At 43.1% G+C, this 16,340-nt stretch carries 16 protein-coding genes; 10 read left to right on the top strand and 6 right to left on the bottom strand.

Annotated features, from left to right (window positions below):
• Window positions 1–5: 5 nt before the first annotated feature.
• From J0X13_RS09730 to J0X13_RS09745, 4 genes are all read right to left on the bottom strand, one after another.
• A complete protein-coding gene (locus J0X13_RS09730) occupies window positions 6–1,256 on the bottom strand; it encodes a S8 family serine peptidase (protein ID WP_207071240.1) in 1,251 nt (416 codons plus the stop codon).
• A 179-nt stretch (window positions 1,257–1,435) separates the two neighbouring features.
• Window positions 1,436–1,837 carry a hypothetical protein gene (locus J0X13_RS09735; RefSeq protein WP_242535695.1) on the bottom strand — a complete coding sequence of 134 codons (402 nt, stop codon included), beginning with the start codon at window positions 1,835–1,837 and terminating at the stop codon, window positions 1,436–1,438.
• Window positions 1,838–1,859: 22 nt separating this feature from the next.
• The gene (locus J0X13_RS09740; RefSeq protein ID WP_242535696.1) at window positions 1,860–2,288 is read right to left on the bottom strand and encodes a hypothetical protein; all 429 of its coding nucleotides are present in this window, start codon (window positions 2,286–2,288) and stop codon (window positions 1,860–1,862) included.
• A gap of 10 nt (window positions 2,289–2,298) precedes the next feature.
• Window positions 2,299–2,601, bottom strand: coding sequence for a hypothetical protein (locus tag J0X13_RS09745; RefSeq protein ID WP_207071474.1), 303 nt, complete (start codon window positions 2,599–2,601; stop codon window positions 2,299–2,301).
• Window positions 2,602–2,989: 388 nt separating this feature from the next.
• Here J0X13_RS09745 and J0X13_RS09750 point away from each other — a divergent pair, with 388 nt between their 5' ends.
• The 4 genes from J0X13_RS09750 (at window position 2,990) to J0X13_RS09765 (ending at window position 9,319) form a co-directional block, all read left to right on the top strand.
• Window positions 2,990–5,146, top strand: coding sequence for a prolyl oligopeptidase family serine peptidase (locus J0X13_RS09750; protein ID WP_207071241.1), 2,157 nt, complete (start codon window positions 2,990–2,992; stop codon window positions 5,144–5,146).
• A gap of 41 nt (window positions 5,147–5,187) precedes the next feature.
• Window positions 5,188–6,183 (top strand): sulfate/molybdate ABC transporter ATP-binding protein, encoded by a 996-nt coding sequence (locus J0X13_RS09755; protein WP_207071242.1) that lies wholly within the window; start codon window positions 5,188–5,190, stop codon window positions 6,181–6,183.
• Complete coding sequence (gene arfB, locus J0X13_RS09760; RefSeq protein WP_207071243.1) at window positions 6,161–6,568, top strand: alternative ribosome rescue aminoacyl-tRNA hydrolase ArfB; 408 nt, start codon at window positions 6,161–6,163, stop codon at window positions 6,566–6,568. The genes J0X13_RS09755 and arfB overlap by 23 nt, the downstream gene beginning before the upstream one ends.
• A gap of 135 nt (window positions 6,569–6,703) precedes the next feature.
• Window positions 6,704–9,319 carry a M14 family metallopeptidase gene (locus J0X13_RS09765; protein ID WP_207071244.1) on the top strand — a complete coding sequence of 872 codons (2,616 nt, stop codon included), beginning with the start codon at window positions 6,704–6,706 and terminating at the stop codon, window positions 9,317–9,319.
• A gap of 77 nt (window positions 9,320–9,396) precedes the next feature.
• On the opposite strand, the gene J0X13_RS09770 is transcribed toward J0X13_RS09765, so the two are convergent.
• Window positions 9,397–10,152, bottom strand: coding sequence for a sulfite exporter TauE/SafE family protein (locus J0X13_RS09770; protein ID WP_207071245.1), 756 nt, complete (start codon window positions 10,150–10,152; stop codon window positions 9,397–9,399).
• A 69-nt stretch (window positions 10,153–10,221) separates the two neighbouring features.
• Here J0X13_RS09770 and J0X13_RS09775 point away from each other — a divergent pair, with 69 nt between their 5' ends.
• A complete protein-coding gene (locus J0X13_RS09775; RefSeq protein WP_207071246.1) occupies window positions 10,222–12,024 on the top strand; it encodes a sodium:solute symporter family protein in 1,803 nt (600 codons plus the stop codon).
• Here the strand turns inward: J0X13_RS09775 and J0X13_RS09780 are convergent.
• A complete protein-coding gene (locus J0X13_RS09780; RefSeq protein WP_207071247.1) occupies window positions 12,021–12,611 on the bottom strand; it encodes a riboflavin synthase in 591 nt (196 codons plus the stop codon). The genes J0X13_RS09775 and J0X13_RS09780 overlap by 4 nt on opposite strands.
• 58 nt (window positions 12,612–12,669) lie before the next feature.
• Here J0X13_RS09780 and pdxA point away from each other — a divergent pair, with 58 nt between their 5' ends.
• From pdxA to accB, 5 genes are all read left to right on the top strand, one after another.
• Window positions 12,670–13,722 (top strand): 4-hydroxythreonine-4-phosphate dehydrogenase PdxA, encoded by a 1,053-nt coding sequence (gene pdxA / locus J0X13_RS09785; protein WP_207071248.1) that lies wholly within the window; start codon window positions 12,670–12,672, stop codon window positions 13,720–13,722.
• A 110-nt stretch (window positions 13,723–13,832) separates the two neighbouring features.
• Window positions 13,833–14,366 (top strand): YceD family protein, encoded by a 534-nt coding sequence (locus tag J0X13_RS09790; protein ID WP_207071249.1) that lies wholly within the window; start codon window positions 13,833–13,835, stop codon window positions 14,364–14,366.
• 7 nt (window positions 14,367–14,373) lie between these two features.
• The gene (gene rpmF, locus J0X13_RS09795) at window positions 14,374–14,574 is read left to right on the top strand and encodes a 50S ribosomal protein L32 (RefSeq protein ID WP_207028556.1); all 201 of its coding nucleotides are present in this window, start codon (window positions 14,374–14,376) and stop codon (window positions 14,572–14,574) included.
• A gap of 175 nt (window positions 14,575–14,749) precedes the next feature.
• The gene (locus J0X13_RS09800; RefSeq protein WP_207071250.1) at window positions 14,750–15,745 is read left to right on the top strand and encodes a beta-ketoacyl-ACP synthase III; all 996 of its coding nucleotides are present in this window, start codon (window positions 14,750–14,752) and stop codon (window positions 15,743–15,745) included.
• A gap of 27 nt (window positions 15,746–15,772) precedes the next feature.
• Window positions 15,773–16,276 (top strand): acetyl-CoA carboxylase biotin carboxyl carrier protein, encoded by a 504-nt coding sequence (gene accB, locus J0X13_RS09805; RefSeq protein WP_207071251.1) that lies wholly within the window; start codon window positions 15,773–15,775, stop codon window positions 16,274–16,276.
• The last annotated feature ends 64 nt before the right edge of the window (window positions 16,277–16,340 follow it).

Genomic DNA, 16,340 nt, shown 5'->3' on the forward strand with positions numbered 1-16,340 from the left:
GAGTATTAGTTAACACCGATTGTATCGGCATTTCCGTCTGGATCACCACTTACTGTCCCACCATTGCCAATGTTGCCCAAAAGCAACAGACCACATGCATGTGGAGAAGCCATGGAAGTTCCACTGATGGTGTTGTATCCTCCTGGCCATGTAGATTTAATGGCTACACCGGGCTCACAATAATCAACAGGAGGGTTTCCGTAATTGGAGAACGAAGCCCAAATATCTCCTTCTGACATGGCGGAAATGGTGTAAATGTTATTTCCGTTGGCAGAGGCAGGCGAAGAACCATTGGCGTCTGCACTCTCATTACCTGCTGCAATGGCAAATTTCACCACTGAAGAAGCATTGATAACAGCATCATTTACGGCTTGGGAAAATCCTCCACCCAAACTCATATTGGCCACATCACCGTTGGAAGCGTTTGCGGCAACAAAATCGATTCCCGCAATTACCCCTGAATATGAACCACTACCACGACGATCCAAAACCTTAACAGGAATAACGGTTGCTCCCGCAGCAACACCAACTACACCGATTTCATTGTTGATGGCTGCTACTGTTCCTGCGACGTGGGTCCCGTGGCCATTGTTATCCACGGTCAAATCAGAATCAGGACCATTGGTAAAGGCATTATAACCTCGGCTGGCGTCAACGTTCAAGTCCTCGTGACCAGACTCAATACCTGAATCTATGATCCACGCCACATTACTACCTGTGTAGGAAGTTCCACCGTTCACCCTAGCAATTCCCCAAGGGGTTTCCTGGGCTGCGGAGCCTCCTCCACCGCCTCCGCCACCTGGGCCTTTTCCTGGAGGTGGTGCCAAGGTGAACATTTGGTCTTTTTCTATGTAGGCAATACGATTATCTCCTGACAGCTTAGCGGCATCTGCGGAGCTCATTCTTGCAGATACACCCATTAAGGTTTTGCTATACACATGATCAATTACATCACCTTTCATTTGAAGCGTTCCCAAAACTTCCGTTGCCAATTGTTTTACAGCTCCTTTGGCCGATTTATAGTCACTTCCGAACTTAGCGCCCACATCTCCGGTCACCTTCTGGTCAAAGACAATGATATACGAACCATCAATGGTGTAACTACCCTGATTGAACAGTACCGATTCCTCGGTTTCAGGAACTGCAATTGAATTTTCAAGGTTTTCGATTTCAGTTTGACTCTCATCCGAACAGGAGAATAAAATCAACCCAGTACTGGCCACAAGTGCCATACTTTTTAAAAGAGGTTTTTTCATAATTCTATTAGTTTTTAGTTTTAATCCGGATGAATGTAATACTTTTCCTCACAATTTTATGTTATAATGTTAAAATAGTTGTTAACAATGCCTTAACGTTTCTTGTAGAAAAAGTAAGTGCCTGCTTAAAGGGTTGCCTGAAAAATATGCCTTAAAAGAATTTTATGTGCTCACTCATTTTAATAACATGGACCATTGCAAGGAATCGCATTGTTATAGTTTTTTTCATCAATAATGTATGTATAGGTATCCCCTTTTCTTTGGTAAGAACTTAAATCAAATAAGTTATTCCCTAGAGGCTCGTTGTAGAATAGTTTATGAGTTTCAATACGTTCATTATCAAAAACTATTACAATGGAATCCGCCTGCAATATTTCATGGACTTGTACTATAGTAGCTGTGTCACCATCCCTGAAAATCTCCCCTTTACCTCTAATAAAGATTGCTTTTTTACCACTTGGAAGACCATTGCTAAAAAATCGCATGTCCACCCGGTTTTCCAAGCCATTGTTTATGACCAGATTGATTGTTTCCTCCATTTCTCTTGGCCAGCAAGAGTTTAACAACAGTAGCGGAATCAAGATTAATATTGTTTTGTTCCATTTAGTAACATGGACCATTGCAAGGGGTGGCATTAATATAATTTTTAGCGTCTATTGTATATGTGCTTTTGTTGCCTTCATGTATGTATGAATCATTACTAAATAAACTGTGGCCCTCAGGCGCCACAGTATGCAAAAAATGCGTTTCAATTCGCTCATTGTCAAAAATCAATGCAATGGAATCCGCTTGAAGAATTTGATTAATAACAACTAAAGTGGATGTGTCTTCTCCTCTAAAAATTTCTCCTTTACCTGTTTTGGAAACTATTTCTGGACCACTGGGAATACTATTTCTAAAGAAGCGCATTTGAACATTTTTGTCCAGTCCGTTGTTTATCACAATCATTCCTGTTTCTTCAAGTTCCTTTGGCCAACAAGAAATTATAAGAAATGGGACAATTAGATATGTCAATATATTTTTAAAGTTCATTATTATGTATTTACCAATTATTAAACAACTCTCGAATTTTATAGGACTGTCCCGAGATTGCAACGTTTTTTTCCCTACATTCCGCCCATCTAGTTGTTCCTATTAAGGATTTTTCCATATTTGGCCATGTCACTCCCGTAACCCTATCAATAGGAACATTAATGCCGTGTTCATCCCTCTGATTAAACGAATCATACATATCATAAAATGTTGTGGTATAAAACTTAGACTTATATCCATCTTCAATTTTCTGGTCTTGTAATTTTTTGCCTTGATATTTATAACTATTTGGTCCCAATCTTCTATACCTCATATTGGTGAGATAAATTTCGACTCCTGTTGCCCAACTTTCCATAAGTCTTCGGGCACTCGTCCCAGCCGGACCAGGGTTATTACTTCCACCATTATAAATGTATCCTTGTTCCACTAAGTCATCCCAAGATACAGGGTCAATACGCCAATGGGCGGCATGAGCCAGTTCATTTCGGTAAGATTTTACGGGTTAAGTCAATATTAACACGATTCGATGAGAAAAAATCCCTGAATTGACGGGTGATAGGATTCGTTTGACCTGTGCATCTTTTCGATTGACAAAATGGATTTGTCTACTAATTGAAGGTTAAAAAAAGTTAACTAGAGGACGCTCTATTCCCAAAACCCAATATTCATTGTATTTTTATCCAAAATCAATCTGAGAAAACATGAAAAACATAAGTCTGTTGGCTGCTTTGGTTTTATTTGCAGCCTGCCAGGAAAACACTAAAAAAAGAGAACCCATTACCGTGAACTACCCCACTACCAAAAAAGTTGACACCGTAGATAATTATTTTGGAACAGAGGTCCCGGACCCCTATCGTTGGTTGGAGGACGACCGTAGCGAGGAGACCGAAGCATGGGTAAAAGAGCAAAATGCGGTCACTTTTGGTTATTTGGACAAGATTCCTTTTCGTGAGGACCTAAAAAACCGATTGGAAAAACTCTGGAACTACGAAAAAGTGGGGTCCCCTTTTAAAGAAGGAGACTACACTTATTATTATAAAAACAACGGCCTGCAAAACCAGTATGTGGTATACCGTGAAAAAGAGGGTGGCGAAGAAGAGGTCTTTTTGGACCCCAACACCTTCTCTGAAGATGGCACCACATCCCTAATGGGGCTCAGCTTTACCAAAGACGGCTCCAAAGCTGCCTATCTTATTTCCGAAGGTGGAAGCGATTGGCGCAAGGGCATTGTTATCGATGCAGCATCCAAAGAGATTGTAGAGGACACCTTGGTGGACATCAAGTTCAGCGGCATCTCTTGGAAGGGGAACGATGGTTTCTTTTACTCCAGCTACGACAAGCCCGAAGGAAGCGAGCTTTCCGCAAAAACAGATCAGCACAAACTGTACTATCATAAATTGGGAACGCCCCAGTCGGAGGATAAAATCATTTTTGGGGGCACCCCCGAGGAAAAGCACCGCTACGTAGGAGGCTCTGTTTCCGAAGACCAGAAGTATCTTTTTATTTCGGCATCGGTTTCCACATCGGGCAACAAATTGTTTATGATGGACCTTTCCCAAGATAATCCTGAGCTGGTAACCATTTTGGACGACACTGATTCTGACACCTATGTTATCGACAACGAAGGTTCCACACTGTACTTGGTCACCAACCGTGAGGCGCCCAACAAGAAAGTTGTGGTCGTGGATGCGGCCAACCCAACCCCCGACAATTGGAAAGACCTTATCCCAGAGACCGAGAATGTATTGACCGCAGGAACAGGTGGAGGTTATTTCTTTACCGAATACATGGTGGATGCCATTTCCAAAGTGCTTCAATATGATTACGAAGGGAACTTGGTCCGTGAAGTGAAACTGCCCGGTGTAGGAAGCGCGGGAGGTTTTGGCGGTAAAAAAGAGGACAAGGAATTCTATTTTTCCTTTACCAATTACAACACGCCCAGTTCATTGTACAAATACAATGTGGAGACTGGCGAGTACGAGCAATACTGGAAGCCTCAAATTGATTTCAATCCCGATGATTACGAATCAAAACAGGTGTTCTACAATTCAAAAGACGGCACAAAGGTGCCAATGATCATCACCTACAAAAAAGGAACTGAACTCAACGGGAAAAACCCGACCATTCTTTATGGGTATGGAGGGTTCAATGTTAGTCTAACGCCCTCTTTCAGCATCGTTAATGCCGTTTGGATGGAGCAAGGCGGTGTGTACGCCGTTCCCAACCTTAGAGGAGGCGGAGAATACGGTAAAAAATGGCATATTGCCGGTACCAAGCTTCAAAAACAAAATGTATTTGATGACTTTATTGCTGCTGCCGAATACCTGATCGACAATAAATACACCTCAAAAGAATATCTCGCCATCCGAGGTGGTTCAAATGGAGGTTTGTTGGTGGGTGCCACCATGACCCAGCGTCCGGACTTGATGCAAGTAGCCTTGCCCGCCGTGGGTGTAATGGACATGCTCCGCTACCACACGTTTACTGCGGGAGCAGGTTGGGCCTACGATTATGGAACTTCCGAAGACAGTGAGGAAATGTTCGAATACATCAAAGGGTACTCCCCAGTGCACAACGTTATGGAAGGCACGGCATATCCGGCCACATTGGTTACCACAGGAGACCATGACGATCGTGTGGTGCCCGCACACAGTTTTAAGTTTGCCGCGGAACTGCAGGAAAAACAGGCTGGGGAACAGCCTACCTTGATTCGAATCGAGACCAACGCAGGCCACGGAGCAGGCACCCCAGTGAGCAAAACCATTGAGCAATACGCCGATATTTTTGGGTTTACTTTTTATAATATGGGTTATGATGAGTTGCCCAACCAAGCAGTGATCAAGGAATTTAAAGATTAAACATAAAAAGGGCTACTCAAATCAGTAGCCCTTCTTTTTCCATGCTAAAAGTTCAAGTAGATTCTTTCGGTTACCAAGACCAGACCATTTTAAAGGATATTTCTTTTGAAGTTTCCCCAGGGGAGCATGTGGCCTTGATGGGGGAAAGCGGCTCGGGAAAAAGCACCCTGCTCAAAATCATCTACGGATTGCTCCATGTGGAAGAAGGTGCTGTTTTTTGGGGTGACAAAGAAGCGCTTGGGCCCAATTATAATCTGGTTCCAGGTGAGCCCTACATGAAATATTTGGCACAGGATTTTGATTTGATGCCGTTCATTACTGTGGAAGAGAACATCGGGCAGTTCCTTTCCGTGTTCGAACGCGAAACACACGAAGACCGAATCAACGAACTACTGGAACTGATTGAAATGAGATCGTACGCAAAGACCAAAGTAAAATACCTCAGCGGCGGACAACAGCAAAGAGTGGCATTGGCCAGGGTTTTGGCACAGGAGCCAGAAATTTTACTCCTGGACGAGCCCTTTGGCCATATTGACAATTTTAAGCGCAACTCTCTTCGCAGGAATCTGTTTTTATATCTAAAGAAACAGGGTATTACAGTGCTCACTGCAAGTCACGATCCCAGTGATGTGCTGCCTTTTGCAGAACGCACCTTGATTTTGGAACAAGGGCAGATCATCGCCGACAAGAACACCCAAGAACTTTACAGCAATCCCCCAGATTACTATACCGCTTCGTTGTTCGGGCAGGTGAACAATGTTCCCATGAAGCTTTTAAAATCCTATTCCGAGATCGATAGGTCCGTTTTGGTATATCCGCATGAGTTCAAATTTTCTGATTCTTCGGGGCTCAAGGTTGAAGTAAACCGTTCGTTTTTTAAAGGAAGCCATTACTTAAATGAAGGGGTGGCAGACGATGGAACCATCATTTTTTTCAATTCCGACAAAAAACAGGAAAAAGAAACAACCATTTTTCTTAATGTATCTTTGAGTACCATCAACAAGAGACTCCAGGTTGGACAAAAAACAGATACATAGGGAACTTCAGTTCAAGGCCATGCGAAGCAGTGGGGCCGGAGGTCAGCATGTAAACAAGGTTTCCTCCAAAGTGGAGCTCACATTTAACATTCCTGCCTCGGAAGGGCTTTCGGAGAGGGAAAAACAACGGATTCTGCTTAAACTACAATCCCGGTTGACCAATGATGGCGCTTTGGTTCTTCAATGTGATGAGGCACGGAGCCAACACCGAAACAAGGACTTGGTGGTGAAGCGGTTTTTTGAGATGCTCAAAAAGGCCGTCACCATTCCCAAAAAGCGAAAACCCACCAAACCCACCAAATCATCCAAGGAAAAACGGTTGAAATCCAAAAAGATCACGGCCGAAAAGAAAGCCTCCAGAAAAAAACCGGATTTGGGCAAATAAGAATTTGATGATTTTCCATCCACTGGATTATAAACCCATCAAAAAAAACGGACACAGGCCAATTCTAATACAATGGATTTAATATCCTCGGTACAAATGCTTAATTTTCAGTCAAATTATAACTAATTCAAAAAAATGATTTCTACAACAGCAAAAATCAAAACTTTGCTGCTCACCGCAGTAATGTCTTTGTCTTGCGCTACGTTTACCGTAGCACAAAATGTCCCCTCCCCCGAGGACGTATACGGATTTAAAGTGGGAGCCGATTATAAATTGGCCGATTATTCCCAGATTGAAGACTATTTGTCCCAATTGGATGCTGCATCCGATAGGGTACGAAAAATTGAGATAGGAGAAACAGTGTTGGGCCGTAAAATGTACCTAATGTTCATCTCCACAGAAGAAAACTTGGCCCAACTTGACAAGTGGAAAGATATTAGTACAAAACTTGCCCGCGTTCAAGTAGATGACGAAGAAGCCGTAAAACTATCCCAAGAAGGAAAAGCCATTGTTTGGGTAGATGGTGGTATGCACTCCACAGAGTTGGCGCATGGACAAATGACTTCGGAATTGGCCTATACCCTGGCCACATCCGAAACTGCGGAAATGCAGAAAATAAGGGAAAACGTGATTACCCTTTTAATGCCGGTAATGAACCCCGATGGATTGGACATCGTAGTGGATTGGTACAGAAAAAACCTGGGCACTCCTTACGAGACTTCGCGTCCTCCGATTCTATACCATTACTACATGGGTCACGACAATAATAGGGACTGGTTTATGAACAACATGCCCGAAACCTACAATGTTACCAACATATTGTACAACGAATGGTACCCGCAGATTGTTTACAATCACCACCAGTCTTCTCCATCATGGACCAAAATTTCACTTCCACCCTATGCCGACCCGGTGAACCCAAAAATTCACCCAGCCATCACTGCCGGAGTTAGTGAAGTTGGTTCCGCCATGACGAAGCGTTTTTCTTTGGAAAACATGCCGGGCGCCATTGCCGATAACTTTTACACCATGTTCTGGAACGGTGGGGGACGTACCGTACCTTACTACCACAACATGATCGGTATTTTAACAGAAACAGGGCACACCACACCTACTCCAAGGTACTATGACCCGGAAAAACTCCCAAAAACAGTAGCGGGAGGTACCCCAACCGACGGTACGGACATTATGTACCCATATCCATGGAAAGGTGGAGAGTCTCACTTTAGGGATGCCGTGGACTACATGTTAACAGCTACCTGGGCCACTTTGGACCTGGCTGCCGACCGTAAGAGCAATTACCTCTACAATATTTATAAAATGGGTAAGTCTGCTGTAGAAAAAGGAAAAACCGAAGGTTTGTTCGCTTACATCATCAGCAAGGAGCAATGGGACTCTTTTGAGGCCGTAAACCTGGTCAACGTTTTGCTTCAAGGTGGAATCGAAGTTGAAAAAGCTACCAGGGATTTCACCGTAAACGGAAAAGAATATGAAGAAGGTTCTTATGTGATCTACACGGCTCAAGCGTTTAGACCTTACCTGTTGGACCTCATGGAAAAACAAAACTATCCAACACGTTTCCAATACCCTGGCGGACCTCCGGACACGCCATACGATTTGGCCGGATGGACATTGCCTATGCAAATGGGGATTGATGTAGATAGAATTGCCGAATCGTTCAGCGCCCGGACCGAAAAAGTTACCGGTCCCGTAAAATATTACGAAGGCGATGTAAACAGGAACGGTTCTTTTGGATATGCCCTTAGCGTAAATACCAATGCTTCGGTAGTCGCTACCAATAAAGTATTGAAAGCCGGAGGAACAGCTCACAAAAGTATGGGCGAATTCAAAGCGGGTAAAACAACCTTCCCTGCTGGGTCCTATATTGTGTCCGGCGACAAGGAAATGATGGAGTCCTTAGCAGACGAGTACGGACTTGAATTTACAGGATTGTCCGCCAAACCAGAGGTTCAATTGAAAAAAATCCATTTGCCCAAAGTGGGATTGTACAAATCTTGGGTGGCCAATATGGATGAAGGATGGACCCGTTTTGTTATGGATGAGTACGAATTTGATATGGATACGTTGCACGATGCCGACATCAAGACCAAGGATTTGTCGCAGTATGATGCGATTATTATTCCATCCCAGAGACCAAGTTCCATTTTGCACGGACATAGCAATTTGAGCATGCCCGAAAAATTCACTGGCGGAATTGGACTGAAAGGCTCCATGGCTCTTAGTGACTATGTTGAAGGAGGGGGAACCCTAATTGCCTTTGATGCGGCCAGTGATTTTGTGATTGAGCAATTTGGTTTGCCATTGCGTGATGCCGTAGAAGGTGCCGACAGCAAAGATTTCTTTATCCCTGGATCTTTGATCAAAGCTGGTGTGGATACTTCCCACCCATTGGCTTTTGGTATGAAGGATACCGTTGCAGTTTCTTTTAACCGAAGTAGGGCTTTCCAGATTGACAAACAAAGAAAGTCCGGTGAAGGTGGTGAAGAGAAAATTGCTGATGCACCTGCACCTGAAGTTGAAGTAATTGCCACCTATGCTGCAAAAGACCTCTTGATGAGTGGTTGGGCCATGGGTGAGGATAGATACATTGCCAATAAACCGGCCATGGTAAAAGCCAAATACGGAAAAGGCTCCGCAATCTTGTTTGCGTTCCGTCCACAATTTAGGGCGCAACCCCGTGGCACCTACAAATTGATCTTTAATGCGATTTACGACGGTGCTTCGGAATAGCAGGAAGTATAGTAGTATATAAAATAGGGCCGCATCAAATTGATGCGGCTTTTTTATGGAATTCTTTCTTACTTAATCTACCTGAACAAAATCGCCACCGCACCAATGGCGGTTACAATCAAAATAAAGCGTTTGTAATTTTTTTCGTTGATCTTCTTCACCAAAAAGACACCCAGAATGAGTCCTGCCCCAATGGCCGGCAACAATCGCAAATTAACCAGAAGACTATCTACCGAAATTGTTTTCCAAACAAAAACATGGAAGGGCAACTTAAATAAATTCGTTATAAAAAATAACCAGGCCGCAGTTCCCACAAATTCATTCTTGGGCAAACGCATCGCCAAAAAGAAAATATTGGTGAACGCCCCCGCCAAATTTCCGATCATGGTACATATACCTGCAAATATTCCCATGGAACCGGAAAAAAGCCAATGGGTCGGTACTTTTTTGGACTTTCTACGGTCCCACCAAATCAGCATTCCCAGACTGATAAATATAACGACCACCATTCCCCATTTAAATTCCCGTTCAGGAAGATCCTTTCCTATTAAGACCCCTACAAGAATTCCCAGAATCATCCAAGGAAGAAACTTAATGATGTATTTCCATTGGGTATGCCTATTATAATAGACCACTGCGAAAATATCACCAACTATTAGTAACGGAATAAAAAGTCCCGTAGATGCTCTTGACCCAAAAGCCAAAGCCATCAAGGTCACATTAAAAATGGACATCCCTTTTAGCCCTGCTTTGGAAACTCCCATTAAAAAAGCCGCAGTAGCAGCCATGGTCCATGCGGCAACGGAAATATCGGAGAAAGTGGAAAGAAACATGTGACTTTTTTGGTGGGTTCACAAAAGTAACCCAAAAAAACTATCTTTAACTCCAGCCAAACTAAACAAATGAAACTAGAACTTTTAGATTACATCATCATTTTTGGATTTTTCGCCATAGTCCTTTTCATCGGGATCTATGTTTCCAAAAAATCAGGAAAAAACACAGCAGAATACTTTTTATCGGGTCGTAGCATGCCTTGGTGGCTTTTAGGTTTCTCCATGGTGGCGACTACTTTCTCTACCGACACCCCCAATTTGGTAACGGATTTTGTCCGTACCGATGGCGTCTCGGGAAACTGGGGCTGGTGGGCCTTTTTACTAACAGGCTTGCTTACCGTATTTGTGTATGCCAAGCTTTGGAGAAAATCCAACGTGGCCACGGATATGGAGTTTTACGATCTTAGGTACGGCGGAAAACCCGCCCATTTTCTGCGCGGATTTAGATCCCTGTACTTGGGTGTGGTCTTTAATGTAATGGCCATGTCGGCGGTAACTTTGGCGGCCATAAAAATTGGACAGGTAATGCTCGGGTTGGAACCTTTTGAAACTGTGCTGCTGGGTGGAACCATTACAGTTGTTTTTAGTGCCGTTGGTGGTTTCAGAGGCGTTGTATATACCGATTTTCTATTGTTTTTTGTTGCGATGGGTGGAGCTATCGGGGCAGCAATTTATCTTGTGAATATGCCCGAAGTTGGCGGATTGGACAATATTTTGGCCAATACACAAGTGCAGGAAAAAATGTCCATCCTACCCGATTTTTCGGATACCGAAGCGTTGATCGGCCTCTTGATCATACCCTTGGCAGTCCAATGGTGGAGTGCATGGTACCCTGGAGGTGAGCCTGGGGGCGGTGGATATATTGCTCAGCGAATGTTGGCCGCAAAAAATGAAAACCATGCCATTGGAGCAACGTTTTTCTTCAACATATTACATTATGCACTAAGACCTTGGCCATGGATTTTGGTGGCCTTGGCTTCCATTGTGGTTTTCCCTGATTTGGAAAGTATTCGGCAGGCATTCCCAAATGTGCCCGAGAATATCCTTAAAAACGATTTGGCCTATTCCGCCATGTTGACCAAATTGCCCACAGGCTTATTAGGTTTAGTGATGGCTTCTTTGGGCGCTGCATATATGTCTACCATTTCGACCCACCTTAACTGGGGCTCCTCTTATATCGTAAATGATTTTTACCGACAGCAGGTCAAAAAAGATGCTTCCGAAAAAGAATTGGTGAATGTAGGAAGGATTTCGACCGTTGTTCTAATGGTCCTAAGTAGTTTATTCGCTTTGGAACTCAACAATGCCACACAGCTTTTCGACATCATCATTATGTTCGGGGCGGGAACGGGTCTTATCTTTTTGTTGAGATGGTTCTGGTGGCGAATCAATGCATGGAGTGAAATTGTGGCCATGTTCTCATCCGGAATAATCTCCATTTTGTTCTGGCAATATGAAGATGTTCTGTTTTTAGCAGACGGGGCACCATTTCCAGCATGGAGCAAGTTCCCTTTAGTTGTACTGATTACCACCATACTCTGGTTGGCAACCACATTCTTGACCAAGCCTGAAGAAAACAAGGTCCTTTACCGATTCTACAAAATCACAAAACCAGGAGGGCCTGGATGGAAAAAAATCCATGAAGAGGCCAAGGCTGAAGGCATTTCTTTGGAAGATGAAAATGTGAAGTGGAGCGTTCCATCCGGTGTTCTGGCAATGATCGTGGGCTGTATTTTGGTGTACGGGTGCCTTTTTGCCACAGGAAACTGGATCTATGGCAATTATCCATTGGCCATTGGGCTCTCTGCTTTGGTGTTGGTAGCCACATTTGTACTCTTAAGAATTTGGCGCGGAATGAGAAATGTATTCTAACCCCTTAATTCCAATAATCTGGAGACATATTTGCCTACGACATCAAATTCTAAGTTTACTTTAGTACCTGTTTTGTACGTATGGAAACGAGTGTGCTCGTATGTGTAGGGAATAATCGCTACGCTAAAACTATCTTTTTGGGAATCCACAACGGTTAAGCTCACACCATCCACGGTAATAGAACCCTTTTCAATAGTAACGTTATTGAGTTCGGGGTCGTATCCAAACGTATAGGACCAACTGCCATCTTTCTCTTCAACGGATTTGCAAACCGCTGTTTGGTCTACATGTCCTTGAACAATGTGACCATCCAAACGGGCACCCAAAACCATGGCGCGTTCTAAATTGACCTCGTCACCCAATTCCAAATCACCTAGATTGGTTTTGTTCAAAGTCTCTTCAATAGCTGTAACAGTATAGTTGTCACCATTAATGGAAACCACGGTAAGGCATACCCCATTATGCGAAACACTTTGGTCAATTTTCAATTCCGAAGTAATATCCGAAGCAACCGTAATGTGCAGATTTCCCCCCTCTTTTTCCAGCTTTTCAACTTTACCCAAAGTCTCTATGATACCTGTGAACATGTGTCTTATTAATTGACTAGTTTTGTAATGCAAAAGTAGCCATAACGGCATTCATTTTATGAAGGAAAATCAAAAAATAAAACTAGGAATCTCCATAGGGGACATTAACGGCATTGGGTGCGAGGTTGCACTCAAGACATTTGAAGACCCAAGAATGTTGGAGTTTTGCACTCCTGTTATATTTGCATCCAACAAAACCATTTCCCAACAAATCAAAGATTTGGGAATCGATCTAAAGTTCAACGGTGTCCGGGATGCTGGTCAAGCCCTGGAAGGCAAAGTCAATATTGTCAATGTTTGGAAAGAAGTTCCGAAAATTGAATACGGACAAGCTACCAAAGAAGGAGGCGATTTTGCCATTCGTTCCTTAAGAGCTGCCGTTGCTGCATTAAAAGAAAATAAGATTGATGTGCTGGTCACTGCACCCATCAACAAAAACAATATACAATCGGAGGATTTTAAGTTTCCCGGCCATACGGACTTTCTTGCTCAAGAACTGGAAGGTGAAAGTCTTATGTTTATGGTGACCCATGAACTACGTGTTGGTTTGCTCACCGACCACATAGCAGTAAAGGATGTAGCAAAGGCCATTACTCCCAAACTGATCAAAAACAAAGTGGCCACCATGGAAAAATCCCTGAAAATGGACTTTGGTATACGCCGACCCAAAATTGCCATGCTGGGTATTAATCCGCATAGTGGTGACAGTGGAACTATTGGGGAAGAGGACGATAAAATCCTAAAACCAACCATAAAAGAATTGTTCAATAAAGGAACTTTGGTGTACGGACCGTATTCGGCGGATAGTTTTTTTGGGTCCAATAGCCATCAAAATTTCGATGCCGTACTAGCTGCGTATCACGACCAGGGCCTAATCCCGTTCAAAACCCTTTCGTTTGGAAAAGGTGTCAACTATACGGCAGGATTGGACAAAGTAAGAACTTCACCGGACCATGGTACCGCCTATGAAATTGCGGGAAAAGGCAAGGCGGACGAGAGTTCTTTTAAAGAAGCCGTATTTACTGCAATCCAAGTGTTCAGAAATAGAGCTGAGTATCTGGAACTGACCAAAAACCCTTTACAAAAGCAGAAAATTAAGCGCGGGGGATAAAAAGTTAACAGCATTTTGGATATTTGTTGTGACAAGAATTGCAGTTTTGTAAATTAGTAGTATCTTTGCACCCGCCTTTAAAGGCTGGTACACAAACCTTAAGTGTAGAAATGATGAAGCTGAAAGAGTTTAATATCCCTTTTTCAGGTCTGAAGTTGGGAAAACATAACTTTGTGTACGAGATTGATGATGCGTTCTTTGAATCTTTTGACTACCAAGAATTTAACGGAGCTTCCGTTCATGTAGATGCGATTTTGGAAAAAATGAGCACCATGATGGAACTTCAGATTGAAGCGAAGGGTACCATAAATGTGGATTGTGATTTGACAGGCGAACCTTATGATCAGCCAGTGGATTCCAATTTAAAGCTGGTCGTCAAGTTTGGCGAGGAGTATAACGATGAGGATGACGAAATCCTTATTATTCCACATGGAGAGCACCAATTCAACATAGCACAGTACATTTACGAAATGTTAGTGCTGGCCGTTCCACAAAAAAGGGTACATCCCGGAGTTGTGGACGGAACTTTGCAATCGGATATCTTGGACAAGCTTGAAGAGCTGCAGCCAAAAGAGAATACAAAACCATCGGAAGATACAGACCCCAGGTGGGACGATTTAAAAAAGTTACTAACGGATAAATAGGTTTATAATGGCACATCCTAAAAGAAAAATATCAAAAACCAGAAGGGACAAAAGAAGAACCCACTACAAAGCAGTTGCGCCAACAATTGCCAAAGACGCTACTACAGGTGAAATGCACTTGTTCCACAGAGCTCACTGGCACGAAGGCAAATTGTATTACAGAGGTCAGGTTTTGATCGACAAAACAGAAGAGGAAACTGCGGCTTAACCGCAAATCCCATATAATAAAGTAACTCCCGTTCAATTATTAACGGGAGTTTTTTTATGGGCCCATGTTAATCCCCAAAATCAGGTGATTTTAGCTATAAAGTCATATAAAATGACTAATTTTCACCGCTTTTGGGTCAAATTTGAAGGTTTTTGACAATAAAGAGAGGCTAAAAATGAAGAAAACAACAGCAGCAATAACAGCTGTAGGAGGATACGTTCCAGATTTTGTGCTTTCCAACAAAGTACTGGAAACCATGGTAGATACCAACGATGAGTGGATTACTACCCGAACAGGGATCAAGGAACGAAGAATCTTAAAAGAGGAGAATGCGGGGACATCTTACATGGCAATCAGGGCTGCGGAAGATTTACTTAAAAAAAGAGGAATTGACGCTTCTGAAATAGACTTTGTACTTGTTGCCACCGCCACTCCCGATATGCCTGTCGCTTCAACAGCGGCTTATGTAGCCTCTGAGATTGGCGCTGTAAATGCTTTTGCATACGACTTGCAGGCTGCGTGTTCCAGCTTTTTATACGGAATGTCCACAGCGGCCAGTTATATAGAATCGGGCAGATACAAAAAGGTATTGGTCATTGGAGCTGATAAAATGTCTTCCATTATAGACTACACCGATAGAACCACATGTATTATTTTTGGAGATGGGGCCGGAGCGGTTCTTTTTGAGCCCAATGAAGAAGGTTTGGGATTACAGGATGAGTATTTGCGCTCCGATGGTATCGGACGACAGTTCTTAAAGATCGATGCAGGAGGTTCCATTTTGCCCGCATCCGAAGAAACTGTAAAAAACAAGCAGCACTACGTTTTTCAAGATGGCAAGTCCGTATTTAAATTTGCCGTATCCAACATGGCCGATGTATCCGCATTGATCATGGAGCGAAACAACTTGACAAAAGACGATGTGCAATGGTTGGCGCCACACCAGGCCAACAAACGTATTATAGATGCTACGGCCAATAGAATGGGGCTTGAGGCAGAAAAAGTTTTAATTAATATCGACCGTTACGGAAACACCACCTCCGCAACGTTGCCTTTATTGCTTTACGATTTTGAAAAGCAATTGAAAAAAGGAGATAATATCATATTCGCCGCCTTTGGAGGAGGTTTTACATGGGGTGCCATTTATTTAAAATGGGCCTATAATTCTTAAATCACACAACTAACTAAATTATATTCCATGGACATTAAGGAAATTCAAAGTTTAATCAAGTTTGTAGCCAAATCGGGTGCCAGCGAGGTGAAGTTGGAAATGGAGGACATTAAAATCACCATTCGTACCGGAAGCAGCGACTCCAGCACACCGGAAACCACAATTGTTCAACAAATACCTGTTGCTCAAGCACCGACTGCCGCTGCACCAGTAGCTCAAGCACCAGCTGCAGCTCCGGAATCTGCTGCCCCTGCATCATCAGACTCCAAAAAAGCAGATGATGACTCAAAATATATCACAGTAAAATCCCCTATCATAGGTACGTTCTACAGAAAACCATCTCCAGATAAGCCACCTTTTGTGGAAGTGGGCAGCACCATAAAACAAGGTGATGTTCTCTGTGTGATCGAAGCCATGAAACTATTCAACGATATCGAATCTGAAGTTTCAGGAAAAATAGTTAAGATATTGGTTGATGATTCCTCTCCTGTTGAGTTTGACCAACCTTTGTTCTTGGTAGACCCATCGTAGTGAATTTTAAATGATGATCTTTGGGAGGCACACCGTTTCCCAAAACCATTTAAGATTTAGAATT

Source organism: [Muricauda] lutisoli (nom. illeg.), from assembly GCF_017313105.1.
Taxonomy (GTDB): domain Bacteria; phylum Bacteroidota; class Bacteroidia; order Flavobacteriales; family Flavobacteriaceae; genus Flagellimonas; species Flagellimonas lutisoli.